22 protein-coding genes and 1 tRNA gene are annotated in these 19,307 nt (G+C 68.8%); 6 read left to right on the top strand and 17 right to left on the bottom strand.

The features are described 5' to 3' along the window. Positions 1 to 119: 119 nt before the first annotated feature. Positions 120 to 407 (top strand): hypothetical protein, encoded by a 288-nt coding sequence (locus V2S04_RS13875; RefSeq protein WP_005050816.1) that lies wholly within the window; start codon positions 120 to 122, stop codon positions 405 to 407. Next, positions 404 to 649, top strand: a complete 246-nt coding sequence (locus V2S04_RS13870; protein WP_005050814.1) for a hypothetical protein — start codon at positions 404 to 406, stop codon at positions 647 to 649. Before V2S04_RS13875 ends, V2S04_RS13870 begins: the two co-directional genes overlap by 4 nt. A 207-nt stretch (positions 650 to 856) precedes the next feature. On the opposite strand, the gene V2S04_RS13865 is transcribed toward V2S04_RS13870, so the two are convergent. From V2S04_RS13865 to V2S04_RS13855, 3 genes are read right to left on the bottom strand one after another with little or no spacing between them, the layout of a single operon-like run. Continuing rightward, on the bottom strand, positions 857 to 2,080 hold the full coding sequence (locus V2S04_RS13865) for an MFS transporter (protein WP_413639023.1): 1,224 nt from the start codon (positions 2,078 to 2,080) through the stop codon (positions 857 to 859). Beyond that, positions 2,077 to 2,457, bottom strand: coding sequence for an ArsR/SmtB family transcription factor (locus V2S04_RS13860; protein ID WP_067121069.1), 381 nt, complete (start codon positions 2,455 to 2,457; stop codon positions 2,077 to 2,079). The genes V2S04_RS13865 and V2S04_RS13860 overlap by 4 nt, the downstream gene beginning before the upstream one ends. Positions 2,458 to 2,505: 48 nt before the next feature. After that, positions 2,506 to 3,111, bottom strand: coding sequence for a TetR/AcrR family transcriptional regulator C-terminal domain-containing protein (locus tag V2S04_RS13855; RefSeq protein ID WP_067121071.1), 606 nt, complete (start codon positions 3,109 to 3,111; stop codon positions 2,506 to 2,508). Between the two features lie 93 nt (positions 3,112 to 3,204). Between V2S04_RS13855 and V2S04_RS13850 the strand changes: the two genes are divergently transcribed. Continuing rightward, the gene (locus V2S04_RS13850) at positions 3,205 to 4,146 is read left to right on the top strand and encodes a cation diffusion facilitator family transporter (protein WP_067121073.1); all 942 of its coding nucleotides are present in this window, start codon (positions 3,205 to 3,207) and stop codon (positions 4,144 to 4,146) included. Between the two features lie 45 nt (positions 4,147 to 4,191). Here V2S04_RS13850 and V2S04_RS13845 read toward each other — a convergent pair whose 3' ends face one another. Further along, positions 4,192 to 4,578, bottom strand: a complete 387-nt coding sequence (locus tag V2S04_RS13845) for a four-helix bundle copper-binding protein (RefSeq protein WP_067121088.1) — start codon at positions 4,576 to 4,578, stop codon at positions 4,192 to 4,194. A gap of 129 nt (positions 4,579 to 4,707) precedes the next feature. On the opposite strand from V2S04_RS13845, the gene V2S04_RS13840 reads away from it, so the two are divergent. The 3 genes from V2S04_RS13840 to V2S04_RS13830 all read left to right on the top strand — a co-directional run bounded on the left by V2S04_RS13840 (position 4,708) and on the right by V2S04_RS13830 (position 6,735). Further along, entirely contained in the window at positions 4,708 to 5,133 is a 426-nt protein-coding gene (locus V2S04_RS13840) for a DUF6153 family protein (RefSeq protein WP_067121074.1), read from the top strand. Positions 5,134 to 5,212: 79 nt separating this feature from the next. Next, a complete protein-coding gene (locus V2S04_RS13835) occupies positions 5,213 to 5,824 on the top strand; it encodes a DUF305 domain-containing protein (RefSeq protein WP_067121076.1) in 612 nt (203 codons plus the stop codon). A 71-nt stretch (positions 5,825 to 5,895) separates the two neighbouring features. Then, positions 5,896 to 6,735: a F510_1955 family glycosylhydrolase gene (locus tag V2S04_RS13830; RefSeq protein WP_413639034.1), complete on the top strand. Its 840-nt coding sequence runs from the start codon at positions 5,896 to 5,898 to the stop codon at positions 6,733 to 6,735. Between the two features lie 29 nt (positions 6,736 to 6,764). On the opposite strand, the gene V2S04_RS13825 is transcribed toward V2S04_RS13830, so the two are convergent. The 13 genes from V2S04_RS13825 to V2S04_RS13765 all read right to left on the bottom strand — a co-directional run bounded on the left by V2S04_RS13825 (position 6,765) and on the right by V2S04_RS13765 (position 19,136). Further along, a tRNA-Cys gene (locus V2S04_RS13825) sits at positions 6,765 to 6,835 on the bottom strand. Between the two features lie 58 nt (positions 6,836 to 6,893). Further along, positions 6,894 to 7,208: a metal-sensitive transcriptional regulator gene (locus tag V2S04_RS13820; protein ID WP_067121078.1), complete on the bottom strand. Its 315-nt coding sequence runs from the start codon at positions 7,206 to 7,208 to the stop codon at positions 6,894 to 6,896. An 18-nt stretch (positions 7,209 to 7,226) separates the two neighbouring features. Beyond that, complete coding sequence (locus tag V2S04_RS13815; protein WP_067121080.1) at positions 7,227 to 9,401, bottom strand: heavy metal translocating P-type ATPase; 2,175 nt, start codon at positions 9,399 to 9,401, stop codon at positions 7,227 to 7,229. 18 nt (positions 9,402 to 9,419) lie between these two features. Then, on the bottom strand, positions 9,420 to 10,625 hold the full coding sequence (locus V2S04_RS13810) for an FAD-dependent oxidoreductase (RefSeq protein ID WP_067121082.1): 1,206 nt from the start codon (positions 10,623 to 10,625) through the stop codon (positions 9,420 to 9,422). 62 nt (positions 10,626 to 10,687) lie between these two features. Beyond that, entirely contained in the window at positions 10,688 to 10,900 is a 213-nt protein-coding gene (locus V2S04_RS13805) for a YHS domain-containing protein (protein ID WP_067121084.1), read from the bottom strand. A gap of 143 nt (positions 10,901 to 11,043) precedes the next feature. Further along, the gene (locus tag V2S04_RS13800) at positions 11,044 to 12,564 is read right to left on the bottom strand and encodes a multicopper oxidase family protein (protein ID WP_101305190.1); all 1,521 of its coding nucleotides are present in this window, start codon (positions 12,562 to 12,564) and stop codon (positions 11,044 to 11,046) included. Continuing rightward, on the bottom strand, positions 12,561 to 13,808 hold the full coding sequence (locus tag V2S04_RS13795; RefSeq protein ID WP_184214646.1) for an MFS transporter: 1,248 nt from the start codon (positions 13,806 to 13,808) through the stop codon (positions 12,561 to 12,563). The genes V2S04_RS13800 and V2S04_RS13795 overlap by 4 nt, the downstream gene beginning before the upstream one ends. Beyond that, positions 13,805 to 14,956: an FAD-dependent oxidoreductase gene (locus tag V2S04_RS13790; protein WP_413639018.1), complete on the bottom strand. Its 1,152-nt coding sequence runs from the start codon at positions 14,954 to 14,956 to the stop codon at positions 13,805 to 13,807. The genes V2S04_RS13795 and V2S04_RS13790 overlap by 4 nt, the downstream gene beginning before the upstream one ends. A 55-nt stretch (positions 14,957 to 15,011) precedes the next feature. Then, the gene (locus V2S04_RS13785; RefSeq protein ID WP_067119691.1) at positions 15,012 to 15,308 is read right to left on the bottom strand and encodes a metal-sensitive transcriptional regulator; all 297 of its coding nucleotides are present in this window, start codon (positions 15,306 to 15,308) and stop codon (positions 15,012 to 15,014) included. Between the two features lie 55 nt (positions 15,309 to 15,363). Next, positions 15,364 to 15,606, bottom strand: a complete 243-nt coding sequence (locus tag V2S04_RS13780; protein WP_067119694.1) for a YHS domain-containing protein — start codon at positions 15,604 to 15,606, stop codon at positions 15,364 to 15,366. A gap of 49 nt (positions 15,607 to 15,655) precedes the next feature. Next, a complete protein-coding gene (locus V2S04_RS13775; protein ID WP_067119698.1) occupies positions 15,656 to 17,929 on the bottom strand; it encodes a heavy metal translocating P-type ATPase in 2,274 nt (757 codons plus the stop codon). A 35-nt stretch (positions 17,930 to 17,964) separates the two neighbouring features. Then, entirely contained in the window at positions 17,965 to 18,927 is a 963-nt protein-coding gene (locus tag V2S04_RS13770; protein WP_067119702.1) for a heavy metal-binding domain-containing protein, read from the bottom strand. After that, positions 18,927 to 19,136 carry a heavy-metal-associated domain-containing protein gene (locus V2S04_RS13765; protein WP_067119704.1) on the bottom strand — a complete coding sequence of 70 codons (210 nt, stop codon included), beginning with the start codon at positions 19,134 to 19,136 and terminating at the stop codon, positions 18,927 to 18,929. The genes V2S04_RS13770 and V2S04_RS13765 overlap by 1 nt, the downstream gene beginning before the upstream one ends. Between the last annotated feature and the right edge of the window lie 171 nt (positions 19,137 to 19,307).

Genomic DNA, 19,307 nt, shown 5'->3' with positions numbered 1-19,307 from the left:
TATAGGCCGCATCCCGGCTGCTTCGCGGACACAGAGTGCATCGCTCGCTCGCCGGCGCAATGTCGGACCCCCACCGTAGCCTATGAATGTCACATTCACCACCTACTACGGAGGACACCATGAAGCTCACCCTCAACTTCGGGCACCGCCAGGAAGAGATCGACCTGGGTGAACCCGACGCCCGCGACGGGCTGTTCGACAACGGCGAGATCGGCGCCTACGCCGGGAACATCTACCTGTACGTCGACGGCCGCGAGTACGGGTCGCTGTTCATCCACCACGACGACCAGGGGCCGATCATCGAGCTCGGCCAGTTCGACGAGACCGCCGACGAGTGGGTGACCCGCGCCGCGCTACGCGCCCTGCCGGCACACGTCGCGCAGCCGCTCGAGAACGCCGGCGCATGAACGGCCACGAAGGCGGCTCCAAGACCGTTGGCCGGTGGTACGTCGAGGTCAGCCCCCTCGGTGTGATCGCCGGCCCCCTCGAATCCGGGGCCACCTACACCACGACCACCCTCCGGTTCCCCATCGGATGGCGCGTCGGAAAGGTGTGGAGCAACGGCGTCGCGTCCGGCCCTCCCGAAATCTTCGGCATCCCCCGTCGAGTCGTCAGCGCCGCAGCCGGCATCGCCAGACAGATGCAATAGACCGAGCTGAGGGCGGCGGCAACTCCGCCGCCCTCAGTGACGCACTCGCGATTGTAGGAACCGCTCAGAGATGTCCACGACGACTCGACGAGACCGAGGAATCGCGGCTAAAGTGTCCGCGTCCAACGCGTGTGTCTACTCCTCGAGTTGTCCATCGCGGTTCGAGCTGACGACACCCGCCAGAAACATGTGCTCGCAGCTCATCGTTTACAGAGTGGTGACGACGGTACCTGCTGGTTTGTACAGCACAGCCAAGGCGGTAACGCCGACGATGGCGAATCCGAGCAGCGCGCTAGCCGCGATGGGCAGTCCAATGACACCGGGCCAGCCCGCGATCGGGTAGCTAACCAGAAAGCAGCCGTGCGAAAGTGCGAATTGTGCGGTGTATACCAGGTTGCGGTTAGCGGGGGTGGACGCGTCGGCTAGAAGCCGTGACGAAGGGGTGTTAATCAGCGAGGTACTGGCACCGAGCAACGCCCAGGTGGCAAGCAGCATCCACCAGCCCTCTCCCGTGGTCGTGGCGATAATCGTCATCGCGATGGCCGCGATCAGACCCGAAACAAGCGTCCAGGCACCGATGCTCATGGCGCACAAGACACCGATGCGGTCGACGATCCACGGGACGTTGAGGGCAATGATCAGGGAACCGACCCCATACGCGCCGAGGGCGAGGGCGAGGGCGGTGTCATCCAGGTCGAACACGCCTTTGGTGTAGACGACGGAGTTGACCAGGACGATAGCGGTGCCGGCCGCGACGACCACGTTGGCGGCCATCAGGAAGCGGAGGCTGGGCGTGCGGGCGAACACGCGCAGCCCGGTTGGCAGCCGCTCCCAGAACGTGCCGGTGGACGCATCGGGTACGTGTGCGGGAAGGCGGGCGATGAGGACGAGGGTGGCGGAGGCGGCGAAGCCGACGGCGGTGCCCACGAACAGGTTGTTGTAGCTGATCACGGCAAGTAGGGCTGCGGCGATGACGGGGCTGAGGATCGAGTCGAGATCGTAGGCGAGGCGTGACAGCGCGAGGGCACGAGTGTACTGCTGGGGGTCGGGCAGCACGCTCGGGATGAGTGATTGGAAGGCGGGGGTGAAGGTCGCGGACGCGGACTGCAGCACGAACACGAGCACGTAGATCTGCCAGGTGTCCTGGACGAAGGGCAGGGTGAACGCGATCGCGAGTCGAACGGCGTCGGCGCCGACCAGAACGGCCTTCTTGGGGAGCCTGTCCACGAGCGCTGCAACCAGGGGTGCGACGCCGACGTAGGCGACCATCTTGATCGTCAACGCGGTGCCGAGCACCGATCCGGCGGCATCTCCGGCGATCTCGAACGCGAGCAGTCCGAGGGCAACGGTGAGCAGGCCGGTGCCGACAAGGGCGATGACCTGGGCGAAGAACAGCGCCCGGTAGGTGCCGTTGCGTAAGACGGTGATCATGGCGCCACAGGGCGGCTGGCGTCGGCTCCGGCGTGGTGGTGCGGGGCGGCGCCACCGAGGGAGTGCTCGGCTTGGAAGATCGCGTCCGTGACCAGCTGGCGCGCGTGTTCGTCGGCGAGGGCGTAGAACACGCGGGTGCCGTCTTGTCGGGTGGTGACCATACGGGCCAGGCGCAGCTTGGCGAGATGCTGGGAGACGGCGGCGGGTGACTTGTCGACGATGTCGGCGATGTGGTTCACGGACAACTCCCCGGCTCCCTCGAGCGCGAGGATGATCCGCACGCGGGTGGCGTCAGCGAGCATCGCGAAGACCTCGACGGCGAGCTCTACGTAGAGGCTGTCGGGGTCGCGGCCGCATGTCACGTTATCTGCATTCATACGCAGATTCTTCCATATGGAGGGATGGCTCGCCGCTGACGATGATGCTCAGTCGAGGTGGCGGGCGCGGTGCAGGAGCGCGTCCATGCCGAATTCAAGGTGTGCGGCGGCGTTGTCGTCGAGGAAGAGATCGCGGACGCTGGTGAGTGCGGGGAACGAATGTGCGGCGAGTTCCTGCTCGAAGCGGTGGGCGCCGTCCTCGGGGGTGGTCTGTTCTTCGTGGACGAGTCCGACCACGAGGTAGTTGAGGCTCCAGAAGGTGGTGACGGCGAGGTCGGGGTCGACGCCGGCATCGAGCAGCGCGGCAATCACCGCCTCCCCTAGCCGCAGGGTGTTGGTTTCGGAGACCCTCGTACCCGAGACGAGATGTGCGCCGTCGCGGTGGTTCAGAAGGACCTGGCGGTAGCGGCGGAAGATCTCTTTGACCCGGTCGATCGGCGGGTGTGGGAGGTCGTCGAAGGAGAGCTCGCCGAGAATGGCGTCTGCCATCAGGTCGAAGAGGCGCGCTTTGCTCCCCACCTGCAGCGACACCGAGTTGAGGTGAACGTCGAGATGTCGGGCGATCCCACGGAGGGTGATGGCGTCCGCCCCGCCGCGATCGAGCAGGGCCAAGGCGGCGTGGATGACGTCGCGGCGGGATAGTCGGTCGGCCACAGGTCTCTCCTCCGAGCTTGGTCAGTGACCAACACTGTAGTATCTTGGTCACCGATCAAGGAAATTGGTCACTGACCAAGTAAGGAGTGGGACATGGGTGCGGGTCACAACCACGGTGCACCGACTACCGAGGCAGGAGCGCCCGGGGATCACCGAGCACGACTGTGGATCGCGTTCGGCCTGACGGCGACGATCGTGATCGCGCAGGCGATCGGTTCCATCGTCACCGGCAGCCTGGCGCTGCTGACGGACACCGCACACGCGATCACCGACGCGTCCGGTCTGCTGGTCGCGCTGATCGCGGCGACGCTGATGCTGCGGCCGGCTAATCCGAAGCGGACCTGGGGATTCCGACGCATCGAGGTGATCGCCGCACTCGGGCAGGCCGCACTGCTGCTGGTGGTGGGCACTTACGCCGCCGTCGAAGGTATCCGACGCCTGTTCGAGCCGCCGGAGGTCGCCGCGGGAGAGATGCTCGTGTTCGGCATCGTCGGCCTCGCGGCGAATGTGATCGCGATCGTGATCCTCTCCTCGAGCCGCGGCGCGAACTTCAATATGCGGGCAGCGTTCCTGGAGGTGATCAACGATGCACTCGGCTCGCTCGGGGTGATCGTGGCCGCGATTGTGATCGCCACGACCGGGTTCCAGCAGGCCGACGCGATTGCAGGGCTCCTGATCGCGGGACTGATCGTGCCGCGCGCGATCATTTTGATGCGCGACACCACCCGGGTGCTCATGGAGTTCACCCCTGCCGGGCTCGACTTGGACGAGGTACGCCGGCACATCCTTGAGCTCGAACACGTCACCGACGTGCACGACCTGCACGCATCGACGGTCGCCACTGGCCTGCCCACCCTGACCGCGCATGTGGTGGTCGAGGATGAGTGCTTCACCGACGGGCATGCCGCGGAGGTGTTGCACGAGGTACGCGAATGCGTGGCCGGTCACTTCCCGGTGTCGATTCAGCACTCGACCTTCCAGATCGAGACCGCGCACCTCACCGAGGACGAGCCAGCCCTTGTCCGCCACCGCTGAGCCGGGCCCCCCAGCGCCGCGGTAGCGGTCGGCGGAGGAAGGGTGTCAGAGCGTCGCGAGCAGGTTAGTGCAGGCCTGTTCACAGCGGCGGCAGGCGTCGGCGCAGACCCGGCAGTGCTCGTGCATGTCCGCGTGGGTGTCGCACTCGGCGGCGCATGCGGCGCACGCTGCGCGCAACGCCTCCAGCGCGGCACGAAGCACGGTGGTGTCCGTGCCGGTGTGGCGAGAGAGCAGGCGCGCGGTGGTGTCGCAGAGGTCGGCGCAATCCTGGTTCAGACGGATGCAGGTGGTCAGATCGGCGACCATCTCCTCGCTGAGACAGGCGTCGGCGCAGGTCGTACAAGCCTGGCCGCACTCGAGGCACGCGTCGATACAGGCCAGGAGCGCGTCTCGGTTGGCGATGTCGTTGGCTCGGGGGTGGGTGTCGAACATTTGGGCGGTGACGGTCACGGCCTTCTCCTTTGAATCGGTGAGGGGGTTACGTTACGTCGCTGTTCCGGATGCCGGCGACCCCCTTGGGTTACGGTGCGGGGGTATGGTACGGACGGTAGGCTGGACGGGATGATCGGCCTGTCCGCGTTGCGCCTGCGGCTGCCGCACCCGGTGCGGTGGCTGGTTGCCGTGTGCTTCGCTGCAGCGGTCATCGTCGGGTTGATGGGGATGCACACGATCTCCTCGGGACACACCGCCCCTACGACCTCGGAGAATGTCGAGATGCCGGGCGGGGCACCTCACCACTCGTCGGCGCCCGCGACCGGCGATGAGGATGCGGAGGCGTGCGCGTCGTGCAGCCCGAGCGGGGGCCATGACGTTCTGATGATGATGTGCGTGCTGGCGTTGCTGGCAGCCGCCCTCGTGCTGCTGGTCCCCCGCGCCGCATGGTCGTCTGTGTGGGAGCGGCATGCATTGCGTCCGCCGGTGACGCGGTGCCGGCCGGCCCCGGACCGGCCTCCCTCACTCCTGGAGCTGTCGATCAGCCGAACGTGACACGCACTGTCCCTGCCCTCTGGGGCGGGGGTGAGGTTCATTGCCCGTACGCGGGTTTCACGAGTGTTTGAGAGGACTGATGATGAACAAGAAGATGCGTTTGGCAGCGGTCGCGGCCGTACCGCTGGCAGCGGTGCTGTTCCTGGCCGGCTGCGCGGACAACGGAGGCAGCATGCCTGGAATGGATCATGGTGGGTCGTCGTCGGCCCCGTCGGAATCGGCGGAGGCGGACTTCAACATGGCGGATTCGATGTTCGCGATGATGATGATCCCGCATCACGAGCAGGCCGTCGAGATGAGCGACATGATCCTCGCCAAGAGCGACGTTGATCAGCGGGTGCTGGATCTGGCTCAGCAGATCAAGGACGCCCAGCAGCCGGAGATCGAGACGATGCAGGGATGGCTCGCCGAGTGGGGCGTGTCCAGTGACGACATGGACATGGGTGAGATGGAGCACGGCGGCGGGATGATGTCTGACGAGGACATGGCGGCGCTGGAGTCGGCGTCCGGGGCCGAGGCGGCACCCCTGTTCCTGGAGCAGATGATCGCCCACCACCAGGGGGCGATCGAGATGGCCGAGACCGAACTCGCCAACGGGAAGAACGCGGACGCGTTGGCGCTCGCGCAAGCCGTGGTCGATACACAGTCCGCGGAGATCGAGACCATGCAGGATCTGCTCGGCCAGCTCTGAGCCCGATCCGTCGAGTGGGGGCGCCGCTGCCATGCGCGGTGCCCCCACTCTTCGAACGCGGAGGTACGCGTATGCACGTCCATACGAAGACACTGGCGGCGGGCGCCGCTGCTTCCGCCCTCCTGATGCTGGCGGGGTGCGCGGACACTCCGACGTCGCCGCCGGCTGGGGACGGGCGCACCGGGGTACCGAGCCATGTCCACGCGGTGGTCGTCGCCCCGGACACTGACCAGCTTCTCCTGGGAACGCATGAAGGCATCTACGAGGTCACCGACACCGGGGAGTGGGGTGGCCGGGTCAGCACGGACAGCTTCGACGCGATGGGACTCACCGCCACTTCGCAGACACTGATCGCGTCCGGTCACCCCGGCCCCGGAAGCCCCGCCGAGTGGGGGGCACCGAACCTGGGCGTGATGCGCAGCACCGACGCAGGGGTGAGTTGGGAGTCGGTGGTGTTCGGTGGGGAGAAAGACTTCCACGCCCTCGCCGCCGGCGCCGATGACACGGTGTACGCCATCGCCACGGACGTCAGCGACGTGATCCGCAGCGACGACGCCGGGCTGACCTGGGAACCTACCGGTGCGGATCTGGTAGCGGCCAGTCTCGCCGTCGACGGTCGCGGACGGGTGGTCGCGGCCACCGAAGAGGGTGTGCAGATCAGCACGGACGGCGGTGCGTCCTTCGCGGCGTGGCCCGAAGCGCCGCTGCTGTACACGTTGGGGGCTGCGGCCGACCGGACTCAGGTGGTCGGTGTCGGCACCGATGGGCAGATTTGGGTGACCGGAGCCGGTGCCGCGAGCTGGGAGCCGGCAGGTCGCGTGGACGGCCGGGTGCAGGCGGTCGGTATGGACGCCGCGGGCCGCATCGTGATCGTCGACGAGACCAGCGGCATCACGATTCTGCCCGGATAGCCCGCCGGGCACGCGACGGGCCGTATGCGAGGTGCCTACGGGAGTCGAACCCGTCTAGACGGCTTTGCAGGCCGTTGCCTGACCGCTCGGCCAAGGCACCGAGTGTCCCCTTACCGGGGACGTGGACGCAGCAGCGTGGGATCGCCCGTCTGGTCCGGTTAGGACCGGACCAGACGGGCGATCGCGTCGCTGGCTTCCTTGATCTTCTGCTCCGCCTGGTCACCCTCCATGCGCGCCGCGTCGAGCACGCAGTGTTTCAGGTGGTCGTCAAGCAGCCCGACGGCCACGGCCTGCAGGGCGCTGGTCAGAGCGCTGATCTGGGTGAGGATGTCGATGCAGTACTTCTCTTCATCGACCATCTTCGAGATGCCCCGCGCTTGACCTTCGATCCGCTTGAGCCGGTTCAGGTATCGGTCTTTGTCGGTGATGTACCCGTGGGGGGCGTGAGCGGTGTCGGGTGCGGGTGTGGTCATGGCCGGGTTCCTTCGGGTTTAGCTGTCCAGCGCTGCGCGGGTGCTGGCTTCGGGGCTGAGGTCGATGCGGCGCAGCAGCTGCGCGTTCAGGGCGACCACGACGGTGGACAGGGACATCAGGATCGCACCGATCGACATCGGCAGGACGAACCCGATGGGGGCGAGCACGCCGGCGGCGAGCGGCACGGAGATCAGGTTGTACCCGGCAGCCCACCACAGATTCTGCTTCATCTTCCGGTACGCCGCACGCGACAGCTGGATCACCGACAGCACACTGCGCGGGTCGGAGCTCGCGAGGATGACCCCGGCGGACGCGATCGCGACGTCGGTGCCGGCGCCGATCGCGATGCCGACGTCGGCCTGCGCGAGGGCGGGGGCGTCGTTGACGCCGTCGCCCACCATCGCGACCTTGCGGCCCTCCTTCTGCAGCTCGGCGACCTTGCTGGACTTGTCCTCCGGGCGCACGTGCGCGAAGACCCGGTCGATGCCCAGCTCGGCGCCGACGGCGTTCGCGACGGCTTCGGCGTCGCCGGTGATCATGACCACCTGGACACCCAGCTTGTGCAGGGCATCGACGGCTTCACGGGACTCGGGGCGGATCTCGTCGGCGAGCTTGAGCCCGCCGATGACTTTTCCGTCCCGGGTCACGTGCAGGATGATCGCGCCCTCGCTACGCCACGCGTCCGCCGTGTCGACCTCGCTGGCACCGACGTCCTCGAGCAGACGGGGACCGCCGACACGGATCTCCGCACCGTCGACGGTCGCGGTGACACCGACCGCCGGGGAAGAGGAAAACCCGGTCGCCTTCGGCAGGGTCAGGTTCTTGTCCTTCGCGGCGCGAACGATGGCCCTAGCGAGCGGGTGCTCACTGTCGGCCTCGGCCGCCGCGGCGATCGCGAGCACCTGGTCAGCGTCCAGGTCACCGACCGGTTCCACGGCGGAGACGGTGGGCTCGCCCTTGGTGAGGGTGCCGGTCTTGTCGAACAGCACGGTGTCGACGGTGCGCATGCTCTCGAGCGCGAGCCGGTCCTTCACCAACACCCCGCCACGGGCGGCGCGCTCAGTGGCGATGGACACCACCAGCGGGATCGCCAGGCCCAGCGCGTGCGGGCAGGCGATGACCAGCACGGTGATGGTGCGCACGACCGCCGCATCGGGATTGCCGACGACAGTCCACACCACCGCGGTGATCGCGGCGGCGCCCAGCGCGAACCAGAACAGCAGCGCCGCCGCCTTGTCGGCGATCCGCTGCGCCCGAGAGGACGAGTTCTGTGCCTCCGTGACCAGCCGCTGAATACCCGCGAGGGTGGTCTCATCCCCCGTGGCGGTGACCTCCACGCGAAGGCCGGAGTCTGTGGCGACGGTGCCCGCGGTAACGGGGTCGCCAGTGCCGCGGGCGACGGGGCGGGATTCACCGGTGACCATGGACTCGTCCATGTCGGCGCGGCCGTCGACGATCTTCCCGTCGGCGGGGACGCTGCCGCCGGGGCGGACCACCACCACGTCCCCGACCTGCAGGTCGGCGGGTGAGACCTTGACGATCTGGTCCCCTTCGACGCGCTCTGCCTCATCCGGGAGCAGCGCCGCGAGGGTGTCCAGCGCGGAGCTGGTCTGGGCGAGGGAGCGCATCTCGATCCAGTGACCGAGCAGCATGATCACGATCAGCAGCGCCAGCTCCCACCAGAACTCCAGCTCGTGGTGCAGCAGGCCCAGGGTGGCGCCCCAGGACGCGAAGAACGCGACCGTGATGGCCAGACCGATCAGCAGCATCATGCCGGGTTTGCGGGAGCGGAGTTCGCTGACCGCACCGGTCAGGAACGGCCACCCGCCCCACGCGTACATGACGGTGCCGAGGACGGGGGCGATGAACAGTGCCCAGTCGGGGACGGTGTAGCCGAGGATCATCGCGAACATCGGGGAGAACGCCACGACCGGGACGGCGATGATCAGGTTGATCCAGAACAGTCGCCGGAACTGGCCGACGTGATCCCCGTGCCCACCGTGCCCGCCGCCGTGGCCACCACCATCGTGACCTGCGTGGTCCCCGTGGCTGGCCTGCGTGCCGTGGCCGGTGTGGGTGTCGTGCTGGGTGGGCGGCTCGGGGGTGTGGTCGCCGTGGCGGGTGTCTCCCCCGGTGGCGGTGGCGGCCTTGCCGGTGGGGTGGTCGGTGTGGTGTGCGTGCGGGTCAGTCATCGGTTCACTTCCCTGTGCCTAGCGTTGGTGTGAGTCTGCCGTCGCGGTTCCCGCGGAGGCGAGGTCCTGCGGATCGGTCGCGGCAGGAGTATGAAGGTTCGGCATCCACCCGAACACCGCGGGCACGGCGTCCAGCCCGAGCACCCCGACGGGGACACCGTCATGCTCGTGGACGACCAGGAGCGGGTCGGTAGTGTCGATGCGTGCGGAGGTGTGACCCCCGGTGATCCCGGCACCGGCGACCATCATGCCGTGCACGGTTGCCGTGAAGGGGGCGCGGGGCTGGTAGTCGCCCGGGTGGGTGCCGGCGCCGAGGTCGGCGAGCATGGTGCGTGCGGCATGTTCACCCTGCGCGGCCGCGTCCGACCAGTGATCGATGCGCCAGGCGCCCAGGGTGGTGTCATAGTGTGCGGCGACCCCGCCGGCGCTGTAGACGCCGGGGGTGGCGGTGCGCAGCTTCCCGTCCACGATGACCCCGTCTTCCCAAGGGGCGGGGCCGGTCGGGGTGGTTCCGTGGGCGATGATCAGCAGATCCGCCGTCAGCTGTGTGGTGTCGTCCAAGGCGAGCTCGAGCTGTGTGCCGGTGTCAGTGACGGCGGTGAGGGTGCGGCCGAACGCGACGTCCACGTGCTCCCGGTGCGCGGCGGCGAGGCGCTCCGCGGCGCCGGCGCCGAACACGCTGACCCCGGGGGTGGTCGCGCGGGCGAGGAGGGTGACCTGATGTCCACGGTCGCGGAGCAGCGTGGCGGTCTCGGCCGCGACCAGACCGGCACCGGAGATGACGATCTGCGCGGGGCGGCCAAGCGTGCCCAGGAGGTCGCGGACGGCGACCGCGTCTTCCAGGGAGTGCAGGGTGGTGACCCGTCCTGCCTCCGTGGCGGCGGTCAGGCCGGGCAGCGTGTCCGGCAGCAAGCGGGGGGTGCTGCCGGTGGCGAGGAGGAGCGCGTCGTACGGTTCGATCCGGCCGGATGCGAGCCGCACGGTCTTTCCCTGTGGGTCGACCTCGACCGCGGTGTCACTTATGACCTCCACCCCGGGGGTGACGACCTGTTCCGGGGTGAGCAGCCCGATCGCGACCCCCTTGTTGACCAGGGTGCGGTTGTACGGGGCCTGTCCGGTGCGGTCGACGAGGGTGACGCTCACCGTGCCGGAACCGTGAAGAACGCGCGCCGCGGCCGCGCCGGCGGCGCCGGCTCCCAGGATGAGGACCTTCTGGGGTGACAATGTTGCTCCTTGCGTCTCGCGAATGTGGGGGCTGGTGACCGGTATCCCCGGCCTGTGGTCGGTTAGGCGGCCGTGGCGTACTTGGCGGGGTCGGCGTCGAAGAGGGGGCCGCAGGCGGAGCAGCAGAACCAGTACCGCTGCCCGTCGTAGTCCCGGTAGAGGCCTTGGGCTTCCGCGGTGCTCTTGCTGACGGTGCTGCCGGGCATCACCGGGCAGGTGACGATGTCATCGGCGGGGGTGCCGGCGGGTGCTTCGTGGTGATGGTCGTGGCTCATATCCGTTGCTCTCCGTGATGTGGGTCCGGGGCGGCAGCCGTCGTCGCTGCCTCGTTTGTCTGCGTCCGAACCCCTCCAGGCTATACCCTGTACGGGTATGACAACAGGTGGGGTGTGGCGTGTATTCCCTGGACTGCTGGTGCTCAGGGGCGGTAGGCGAGCACGGTCATCATCCCGGCTTCGCCGTGGTAGATGTTGTGGCAGTGGGTCATCCATTGGCCGGGGTTGTCGGCGTCGAACTCGAGGTCGAGGGTTTGGTTCGGCAGCACGATGGAGGTGTCTTTGCGGGGGCCGCCACCGGCGTGCTGATAGGTGTGGCCGTGCAGGTGGAAGGGGTGCCACATGTCGGTGTCGTTCGTCACCCGCAGCCGCACCCGTTCCCCCGCGACCAGTGCGTGCGCGCCGCGCAACGGGTTGTGCATGTCGAACTGGGTGCCGTTGAACCCCCAGTCGTAATTGGCCATGCTGCCGGTGAGGGTGAGGTCGAGGGTGCGGTCCACGTCACGACGGTCGAGGGTGACCTCGGGTGCGGCGAAGAGCATGCTCGCCACCGCGACGACGCGGCCTTCGCCCAGTTCGGCGATGTCCGCGTCCGGGGTGGGCGCCTGTCCGCTGCCGGTGCGGATGATGGCGAAGCCGCGTTCCCGCTTGCCTTCGGCCTCCGCCACCAGGGGGAACGCACCGTCGCCCAGGGTGACGATCACGTCGTAGCGTTCCCCCATTCCCACCAGGACGCTATCGGCAGCGACCGGGTCGACGGGGAACCCGTCGGTGTGGGTGACGGTCAGCCGGTGCCCGCCGATGGCGACGCGGAACGCGGTGTCGCCGCCGGCGTTGATCAGCCGGATCCGTACCCGCGTGCCGGGCGTGCCGGTGAATTGGGCGGGGTCGGCGGCGGGTTTGCCGTTGATCAGGTAGTGCGGGTAGTACACGTCGCCGGCGTCGCCGCCGAGTAGGTCGGAGTCGGCGCCCATCAGCATGTTCCCCATCCGCATGAACATGTCGCCGTGCCCGCCCATGTCGCCCATTCCTTCTCGCAGCTGCTCGAGCACCGCGTCGGGGGTGGCGGTGACCCCGTCCAGCCAGTCGTCGAGGACGATGACCCATTCGTCGTCGTAGCGCAGCGGCTCATTCGGGTCTTCGACGATGAGCACCCCGTATAGGCCGGTGTCCAGCTGGGCGCCGACGTGCGGGTGGAACCAGTGCGTACCGGGGTCGGGGGCGATGAACTCGTATTGGAACGACTCGCCGGGGCGGGTCGCGGTCTGGGTGAGTGGGGGGACGCCGTCCATGTCGTTGCGGAGTGCCAGGCCGTGCCAGTGCACGGACGTGTCGACGGGGAGGGTGTTGCGCAGGGTGGCCTGCAGGGTGTCTCCTGCCTGGACGCGCAGGACAGGCCCGGGGATGCTGCCGTAGGAGAACGTGGACGCGGGTGTTCCTGCCAGATCGAGGGTCGCCGCCGCCGCCGTCAGCGTCGCGGTGACCACGCGGCCGGTGCCGCCACGGCCCCGTTCGGTGCGGTCGACGGCCGCTCCCGTCGGGCTGACCCAGGCGGGGGTGGGGGTGCAGGCGGCCAGAGCCCCAACCGCGGCGGCGGTGGCGCCGAGGGCGAGGAAGCGTCGCCGGGTGAGGTGGGGGGAACGGCGGGGCGCGGGGGCGGTCATGGTCGGCGGGTCCCTTTCGGTCGATGTTGCGTGGCGGGCGGTGTGAGCTCCGTGGGGGTGCGCAGGTGGGTGAGGGTGGCGGTGATGCTGAGCAGCACCACCACTCCCCCCAACACGGCCGCGGCTCCAGGGAGGGTGAGAGCGGGGACGAGGAAGCCGGCCAGCACGACGGGGACGGACATCGCGAGGTAGGAGATCGTGTAGATCACGGCCATAACGGTGGCGCGCTGCCCGGGGTCGACGTGCGGCAGCAGGGTGCGCATCGCGCCCATGAAGGCAGTCCCGAACCCGGCACCCACGACCGCGACACTGGCGAGGTACCCGGGCAGAGTTGGCACGGCCAGCGCGGCGAGGCTGAGCACGGTGCCTGCGCCGAGAGACACGGCCCCGAACACGCTGATCCGCCGGGCGGTGGCCCCCTGCAGTGCGGTGGCGGCGACCACCCCGGCCGCGGCGAGGATGATGATGGACCCGGCCTGGTGCAGGTAGGTGTCGGCGTGGAACCGGGTGGCGATGATCCCCGGTCCCAGGGCGAGGAACAGACCGTTGGTGACCCACCCGGCGATGATGGCGGGGGCGACCGAGACGATGATCCGCCGCCGCGTCGCCGCCGAGACCCGCCGGGCCCGTGGGTCCGGTCCCGCGTCCCCGGGAAGGACGGGTGGGGTGGGAATGGTCCAGGCGGTGGCGGCGAGGAGAGGGAACACCGCGGCGAGGAGCAGAAAGATGGTGCCCGCGTCGATGCCGGGTAGGTCCAGCAGTCCAGCGGCGGTGAGCGCCCCGAGCCCGAGACCGGCCATGGGGGCCACGGTGTTGGCCAGCGCGGCCGCCCCCAGCCAGCGGGAGGGTTCGTGGTCGACCATCATGGCGTTCAGAACCGGGACCAGCAGTCCCGCCGCCAGGCCTTGCAGGGCGCGGGCGGCGAGCAGCAGCAGGAAGGAATCGGCGGCCCAGAACATCAGCAGGCTCACCGACAGGGCCACCGATCCGACGGTGAGGATGCCGCGACGCCCGACCCGGTCAGAAAGCGACCCGAGCGTCAGCAGTGCGAGCAGCAGCGGGATGGCGTAGATCGCGAAGATAAGAGTGGTGGCCACCGGGGGCAGCTGGAGCTGCTCGGTGAGTTGCGGGTAGAACGGGGAAGGCGCCGACGCGGCCGCCATTAGCACGACGGTGCCGGTCACGGCGAGACAGAACCCGCCGCGGGCACGAGTGGCCGGGGTCACAGGGGTGGCGGCGGTCATGCGGCGCTCTCGTGCAGGTGCTGGGCGGTTTCGTGGACGGTGGCGACCGCGTCGACACCGCTCACCCCCACCAGAGCACCGTTGAGCGTGTGCGTGACGAGGGTGCCGGGTCCTGGGCCCTGTCCTTCGGTGGCGGGCGTCATGGTGTACCCGATGCCGGTGATGGCGGTGCCGTGGATCAGTGACGTGTAGGAGCTACGAGGACGGTAGGGTCCCGGGTCGGCGGCGCCGGTGCGGTCGTGGAGCACCGCGGCGGCGGCGTGCTGTCCTTGCGCGGCCGCGTCGGCCCAGTGATCCAGGCGCCAGATCCCGAGGTGGTCGTCGCGGTGTATGGCGGTGCTGCCGGCCGCGTACACGTGCGGGGCAGTGCTCCGCAGCCGGTCATCGACAGGCACCCCGGAAGAGAACGGTCCCGGTGCGGTGGGGGCGTTGCCGAGGGCGGTGATGAGCAGGTCGGCGGAGAGCGTGGTGGTGTCATCCAGGGTGATCCCCAGCAGCGGGCTCCTGTCACGGTCGGCGGTGATCGTGCGGCCCAGGAATGTGGTGATTTTGCCGCGATGGATGCCGGTGATGTGGGCGGCGATCTGCGCGCCGAAGGAGGCCCGCCCGGGGATGCGGGAGCGGCTGATGAGGGCGACGTGATGTCCGGCGGCGTGGAGTGCGGACGCGGTCTCCGCGCCGGTGAATCCGCCGCCGTAGATCGCGACCCGGGACGGCCCGGCGGTGCGGGTGAGGTGTTCTCGGATCTGTTGGGCGTCCTGGATGCTGTGCAGGGTGACGACCTGGTGCCGTGCAGCGGGAGTGTGCCGCCCGGGCAGGCCCGGGGTGAGGGTGTCCGGGCGGCTGCCGGTGGCGATGATGACCGCGTCGTAGCGCAACTGTGCGCCGGAGGCGAGGTGCACGATGCGGCTGATCGGGTCGAGGTGGGTGGCGGTGTCTGCCAGCACGGTGACGGGCGGGAGCGGCGCGTGGATGGTCTCGGGCAAGGTGGGACCGAACGCGACGCCGGTGATGTGCATCCGGATGTACGGGGTCTCGTGGGTTCTGCCGACCAGGGTGACGTGGATGTCCTCGTGGCGGGCGAGGGCTGTTGCGGCGGCGACGCCGGCTGCTCCTGCCCCGAGGATGAGGACATGGTGGGTGGGCATGAGGTGCAGTTCGCTTCCGGGGTACGGGGGTCGCGGCGCTGCGAGGAGGGCAGGGTCAGGACCGGATCAGCTGGGTGATCGCGGTCGAGGCGGCATCAAGGACGGTGTCGTCGGTGAGGGTGCCGGTGGCGTGCGCGTGGCGCAGGTAGTCCGTCAGCAGGGCGAGACCGACACCCTGGAGCGCGCGTTGGGTGGCGGAGATCTGGGTGAGGGTATCGATGCAGGGGCGTTCCTGCTCGATCATCCCGGTGAGCCCGCGAATCTGCCCTTCCAGACGGCGCAGCCGGTTCCGGTAGGTGCGGGGGTCGGTGATGTAGCCCGGTTCGCGGGCGGCCGCGATGGTGGAGGTCATGAAGGGTCCGGTCTCCCGGTGCCCGCACGGGGTGTGTGGGCACCGGGAGTGAGGCTCAGGCCATGGCGGCGGCGTAGCGGGCCGGGTCCGCGTCGAACGCGGGACCGCAGCCGGCGCAGCAGAAGTAGTACCGCTCGCCCTCGTAGTCGCGGAACAGGCCGGCCGCCACGGCGGTGGCCTTGTTGACCGGGGTGCCCTCCATCACGGGGCAGGTGGTCATGTCGGCGCCACCGGCGGCGTCGAGGAGGTTCTCACGGCCGCCGGGGGCGGGGGCGCTGGTGCTGCAACAGCTGGACATGGGTGGTGTTCCTTCCGATGTGGGTGGTAGGTGCTGCCGGGTTGCCCGGTCAGCGGGCGATGCTCTTGAATCCGCGCAGACGCAGGCTGTTGCCCACGACGAACACGCTGGACAGTGCCATGGCGGCACCGGCGAGCATCGGGTTGAGGAGACCGAGGGCTGCGACCGGGATCGCGGCCGTGTTGTAGGCGAAGGCCCAGAACAGGTTGGTCTTGATAGTGCCGAGGGTCTTGCGGGACAGCCGGATCGCGTCAGCGGCGCTGCGCAGGTCGCCGCGGACCAGGGTGATGTCCGAGGCCTCGATCGCGACGTCGGTGCCGGTTCCCATCGCCAAGCCGAGGTCGGCCTGCGCGAGCGCGGGGGCGTCGTTGACACCGTCTCCGACCATCGCGACGACCTTTCCCTCGCCTTGGAGGCGGGTGACGACATCGACCTTGTCCTTCGGGAGGACTTCGGCGATGACCTGGTCGATACCGACCTCGGCGGCGATCTGGCGGGCGACCGCCTCGTTGTCGCCGGTGAGCAGCACCGGAGTCAGGCCGAGTGCCTTGAGCTGGGCGATGGCCTCCTTGCTGGTCGGCTTGACGGTGTCGGCGACGATGAGGATGCCGCGAGCGGCACCATCCCATCCGACGGCGACGACGGTCTTGCCTTCGCTTTCGGCCTGCGCCTTCGCGGCGGCAACCTCGGCGCTCAGGCGCAGCGACCACTCGGCCAGCAGCGATTCCCGGCCGACGATGAGTGCGTGTCCGTCGACGACACCCTGCACGCCCTTGCCTTCCAGGTTCGTGAACCCTTCCACGGTGGGGAGGGTGCCGGTCTGCTGGGTGGCGCCCTTCGCGATCGCCTGCGCGATGGGGTGCTCGGAGGCGTCTTCGAGTGCACCGGCGAGGCGGAGTAGCTCGTCCGCATCGGTGCCCGGCTCGGTGACGACGTTGACCAGGGTCATCTTGCCGGTGGTGACGGTGCCGGTCTTATCGAGCACGACGGTGTCGACCTTGCGGGTGGATTCCAGCACTTCCGGGCCCTTGATCAGGATGCCCATCTGCGCGCCGCGGCCGGTGCCGACCAGCAGCGCGGTCGGCGTGGCAAGACCCAGGGCGCACGGGCACGCGATGACCAGCACGGCGACGGCGGCGGTGAACGCGGCAGCGACAGGGAACCCGGCACCCAACCATGCCCCCATCGCGACGACGGCGATGAGGATCGCAATCGGGACGAACACGCCGGAGATCTTGTCGGCCAGGCGCTGCACCTCAGCCTTTCCGGTCTGGGCGTCCTCGACGAGCTTGGCCATCTGCGCCAGCTGCGTGTCCGAGCCGACCCGAGTGGCGCGAACTACCAAGCGTCCGCCGGCGTTCACCGTGGCTCCGGTGACGGGGTCGCCTTCGGCGACCTCGACCGGGACGGATTCGCCGGTGAGCATGGAGGCGTCCACGGCGGACGTGCCGGAAACCACGACACCGTCGGTGGCGATCTTCTCGCCCGGGCGGACGATGAACTCGTCCCCCGCCTGCAGGTCCTCGACCGGGATCTTCGTCTCCACCCCGTCGCGCAGCACGGATACTTCCTTCGCGCCGAGCTCGAGCAGCGCGCGCAGCGCGGCGCCGGCCTGACGCTTGGACCGCTTCTCGAAGTAGCGGCCGGCGAGGATGAACATCGTCACCCCGGCGGCGACTTCGAGGTAGATGTTCGCGGCTCCTTCCGAGGGGGCGAGGGTGAGCTCGAACGGGTGCGTCATCCCGGGGGTGCCGGCGGTGCCGAAGAACAGCGCGTACAGCGACCACAGGAACGCGGCGGTCGTGCCCATCGAGATGAGCGTGTCCATCGTCGCGGTGCCGTGCTTGAGGTTCGCCCACGCCGCCTTGTGGAACGGGAACGCCGCCCACACGATGACCGGCGCCGCCAGCGCCAACGACGCCCACTGCCAGTAGGTGAACTGCAGGGCGGGGACCATCGCCATCGCGATGACCGGGACGCTCAGGACGATGGAGACGATGAGCCGATTGCGGAGGCTGGTCAGCTCCGGGTCGGCATCGTCCGCGTCCCCGCCCTCGGCGGTGTCGTTCTTGGCCTTCTTCGGGGCCGGAAGCGCCGCGCTGTAGCCGGTCTTCTCGACCTCGGCGATCAGCAGGGCCGGGTCGTATCCGGCGGGGATGGTGACCTTCGCCTTCTCGGTGGCGTAGTTGACCGTGGCGGCGACGCCGTCGAGCTTGTTCAGCTTTTTCTCGATCCGCATCGCGCAGGAGGCGCAGGTCATCCCGCCGATCTGGAGTTCGACGGCGGAGTCCGCGGTCTGTTCTGCGGGGGCTGTGGTGCTCATGGTGTTCCTTCTTCTCTCAGATCACCGCGGGGCGGTCAGTGACCGTCGCCCGTGTCGCTGTGTGTGTCGTCCGTGTCCGTGTCGCCGGTGCCGTGCCCGGCGTCCACGACGAACTCGGCGGTGTGGACCTGCCCGTCGACCTGGAAGTCGAGGTAGAGCAGGTACCGGCCGGTGGTAGGCGCCTCGGCCGCGAATCGGATGTCGGGTCCGGCGGTGTCGCCGTCCTGCGGGTCGTCGCCTTCGGCGTGCACGTGCAGGTAGGCCAGGTCCCCATCGCGCAGCGCGACGAGGTGCCCGAAGGCCCCAAGGTACGGCTGCAGGGTGGTGACTGGCTGCCCGTCACGGGTGACCGACAAGGTTAGCTCGGAGCTCTCCCCCGCGGTCAGGTCCCCATCGAGGGTGACCGTGTACCCGTCGACCTCGCTTGTCGTCGACGTGGCGGTCGCCGGGTTCGGGGTGAACGCGCCCGCGACGTCGACCGTGCGGGTCAGGGTGACCTTGTCGGGGCCGTCGGCGACGTCCGGCACGAAGTCGGCATAGATCCGGTAGCTGCCGGCTTCGGTCCACTCCCAGGAGGTCGTCCAGGTGCCGGTGGCCTCGTCGAGCGTGGGGTGCACGTGCCGGAACTGGGTTCCATCGGTGCGCACCACGATCAGGTGCAGGTCCTTCTCATGCGAGGACTCGTACGCGGTCAGCGCAGTCCCGTCAGCGTCGAGGATCTGGAAGCTCAACTCGCCTGACTCGCCCGTTCCGGTGGGCGCGGCGATCGGGCTGAGTTCGTATCCGTAACCGGAGAGGGAGACGCCGGGGATGGTGGCGGTCTCGGCGGTGTCCTCGCCGGTCATGCCGGCGTGATCGGCCATCGAGCTGTCGTCAGCCGCGGCCGTCCAGTTGGCGACGGCGCTGTCCGGGACGACAGCTGCCGCGATGCCGAACGCCCCGCCGAAAGCCACGACGACGCCGGCGCCATACAGGCTGAGTCGTCCCGCAGCGTTCATCAGGCGCGCACCGCGGAGTAACCAGCCTCGTCGACCGCGGCCAGCACGGCGGCGTCATCCAGAGCACTGGTGGAAGACACGACGAGCTTGCCGGTCTGGGCGCTCACCTGGATCTCGTCCACGCCGGGGATCTGGGAGACCTCTTCACGGATGGACATCTCGCAGTGTCCGCACGTCATGCCGGTGACCTGGTACTCGCTGGTGGCCATGATGGTTTCCTTCCGTCGGTGATGCGCCAGAATCGGCGACACCCACCCTAACACCCCTACCCCCCTAGGGTATTCCGGAGTACTGAGGAAATCGTGGTGTCCATGCTCAGATTTGTTTGTGGCATCGCGTGAGACCTACCGCCTCGAACCGGCCGCCTGTGCGTGAATTAC

Source organism: Microbacterium sp. OR21 (assembly GCF_047306785.1).
Lineage (GTDB): Bacteria > Actinomycetota > Actinomycetes > Actinomycetales > Microbacteriaceae > Microbacterium > Microbacterium esteraromaticum_E.
Note: the sequence above shows the minus strand (reverse complement) of the source record. Positions and strands in the feature narration are given on the sequence as shown.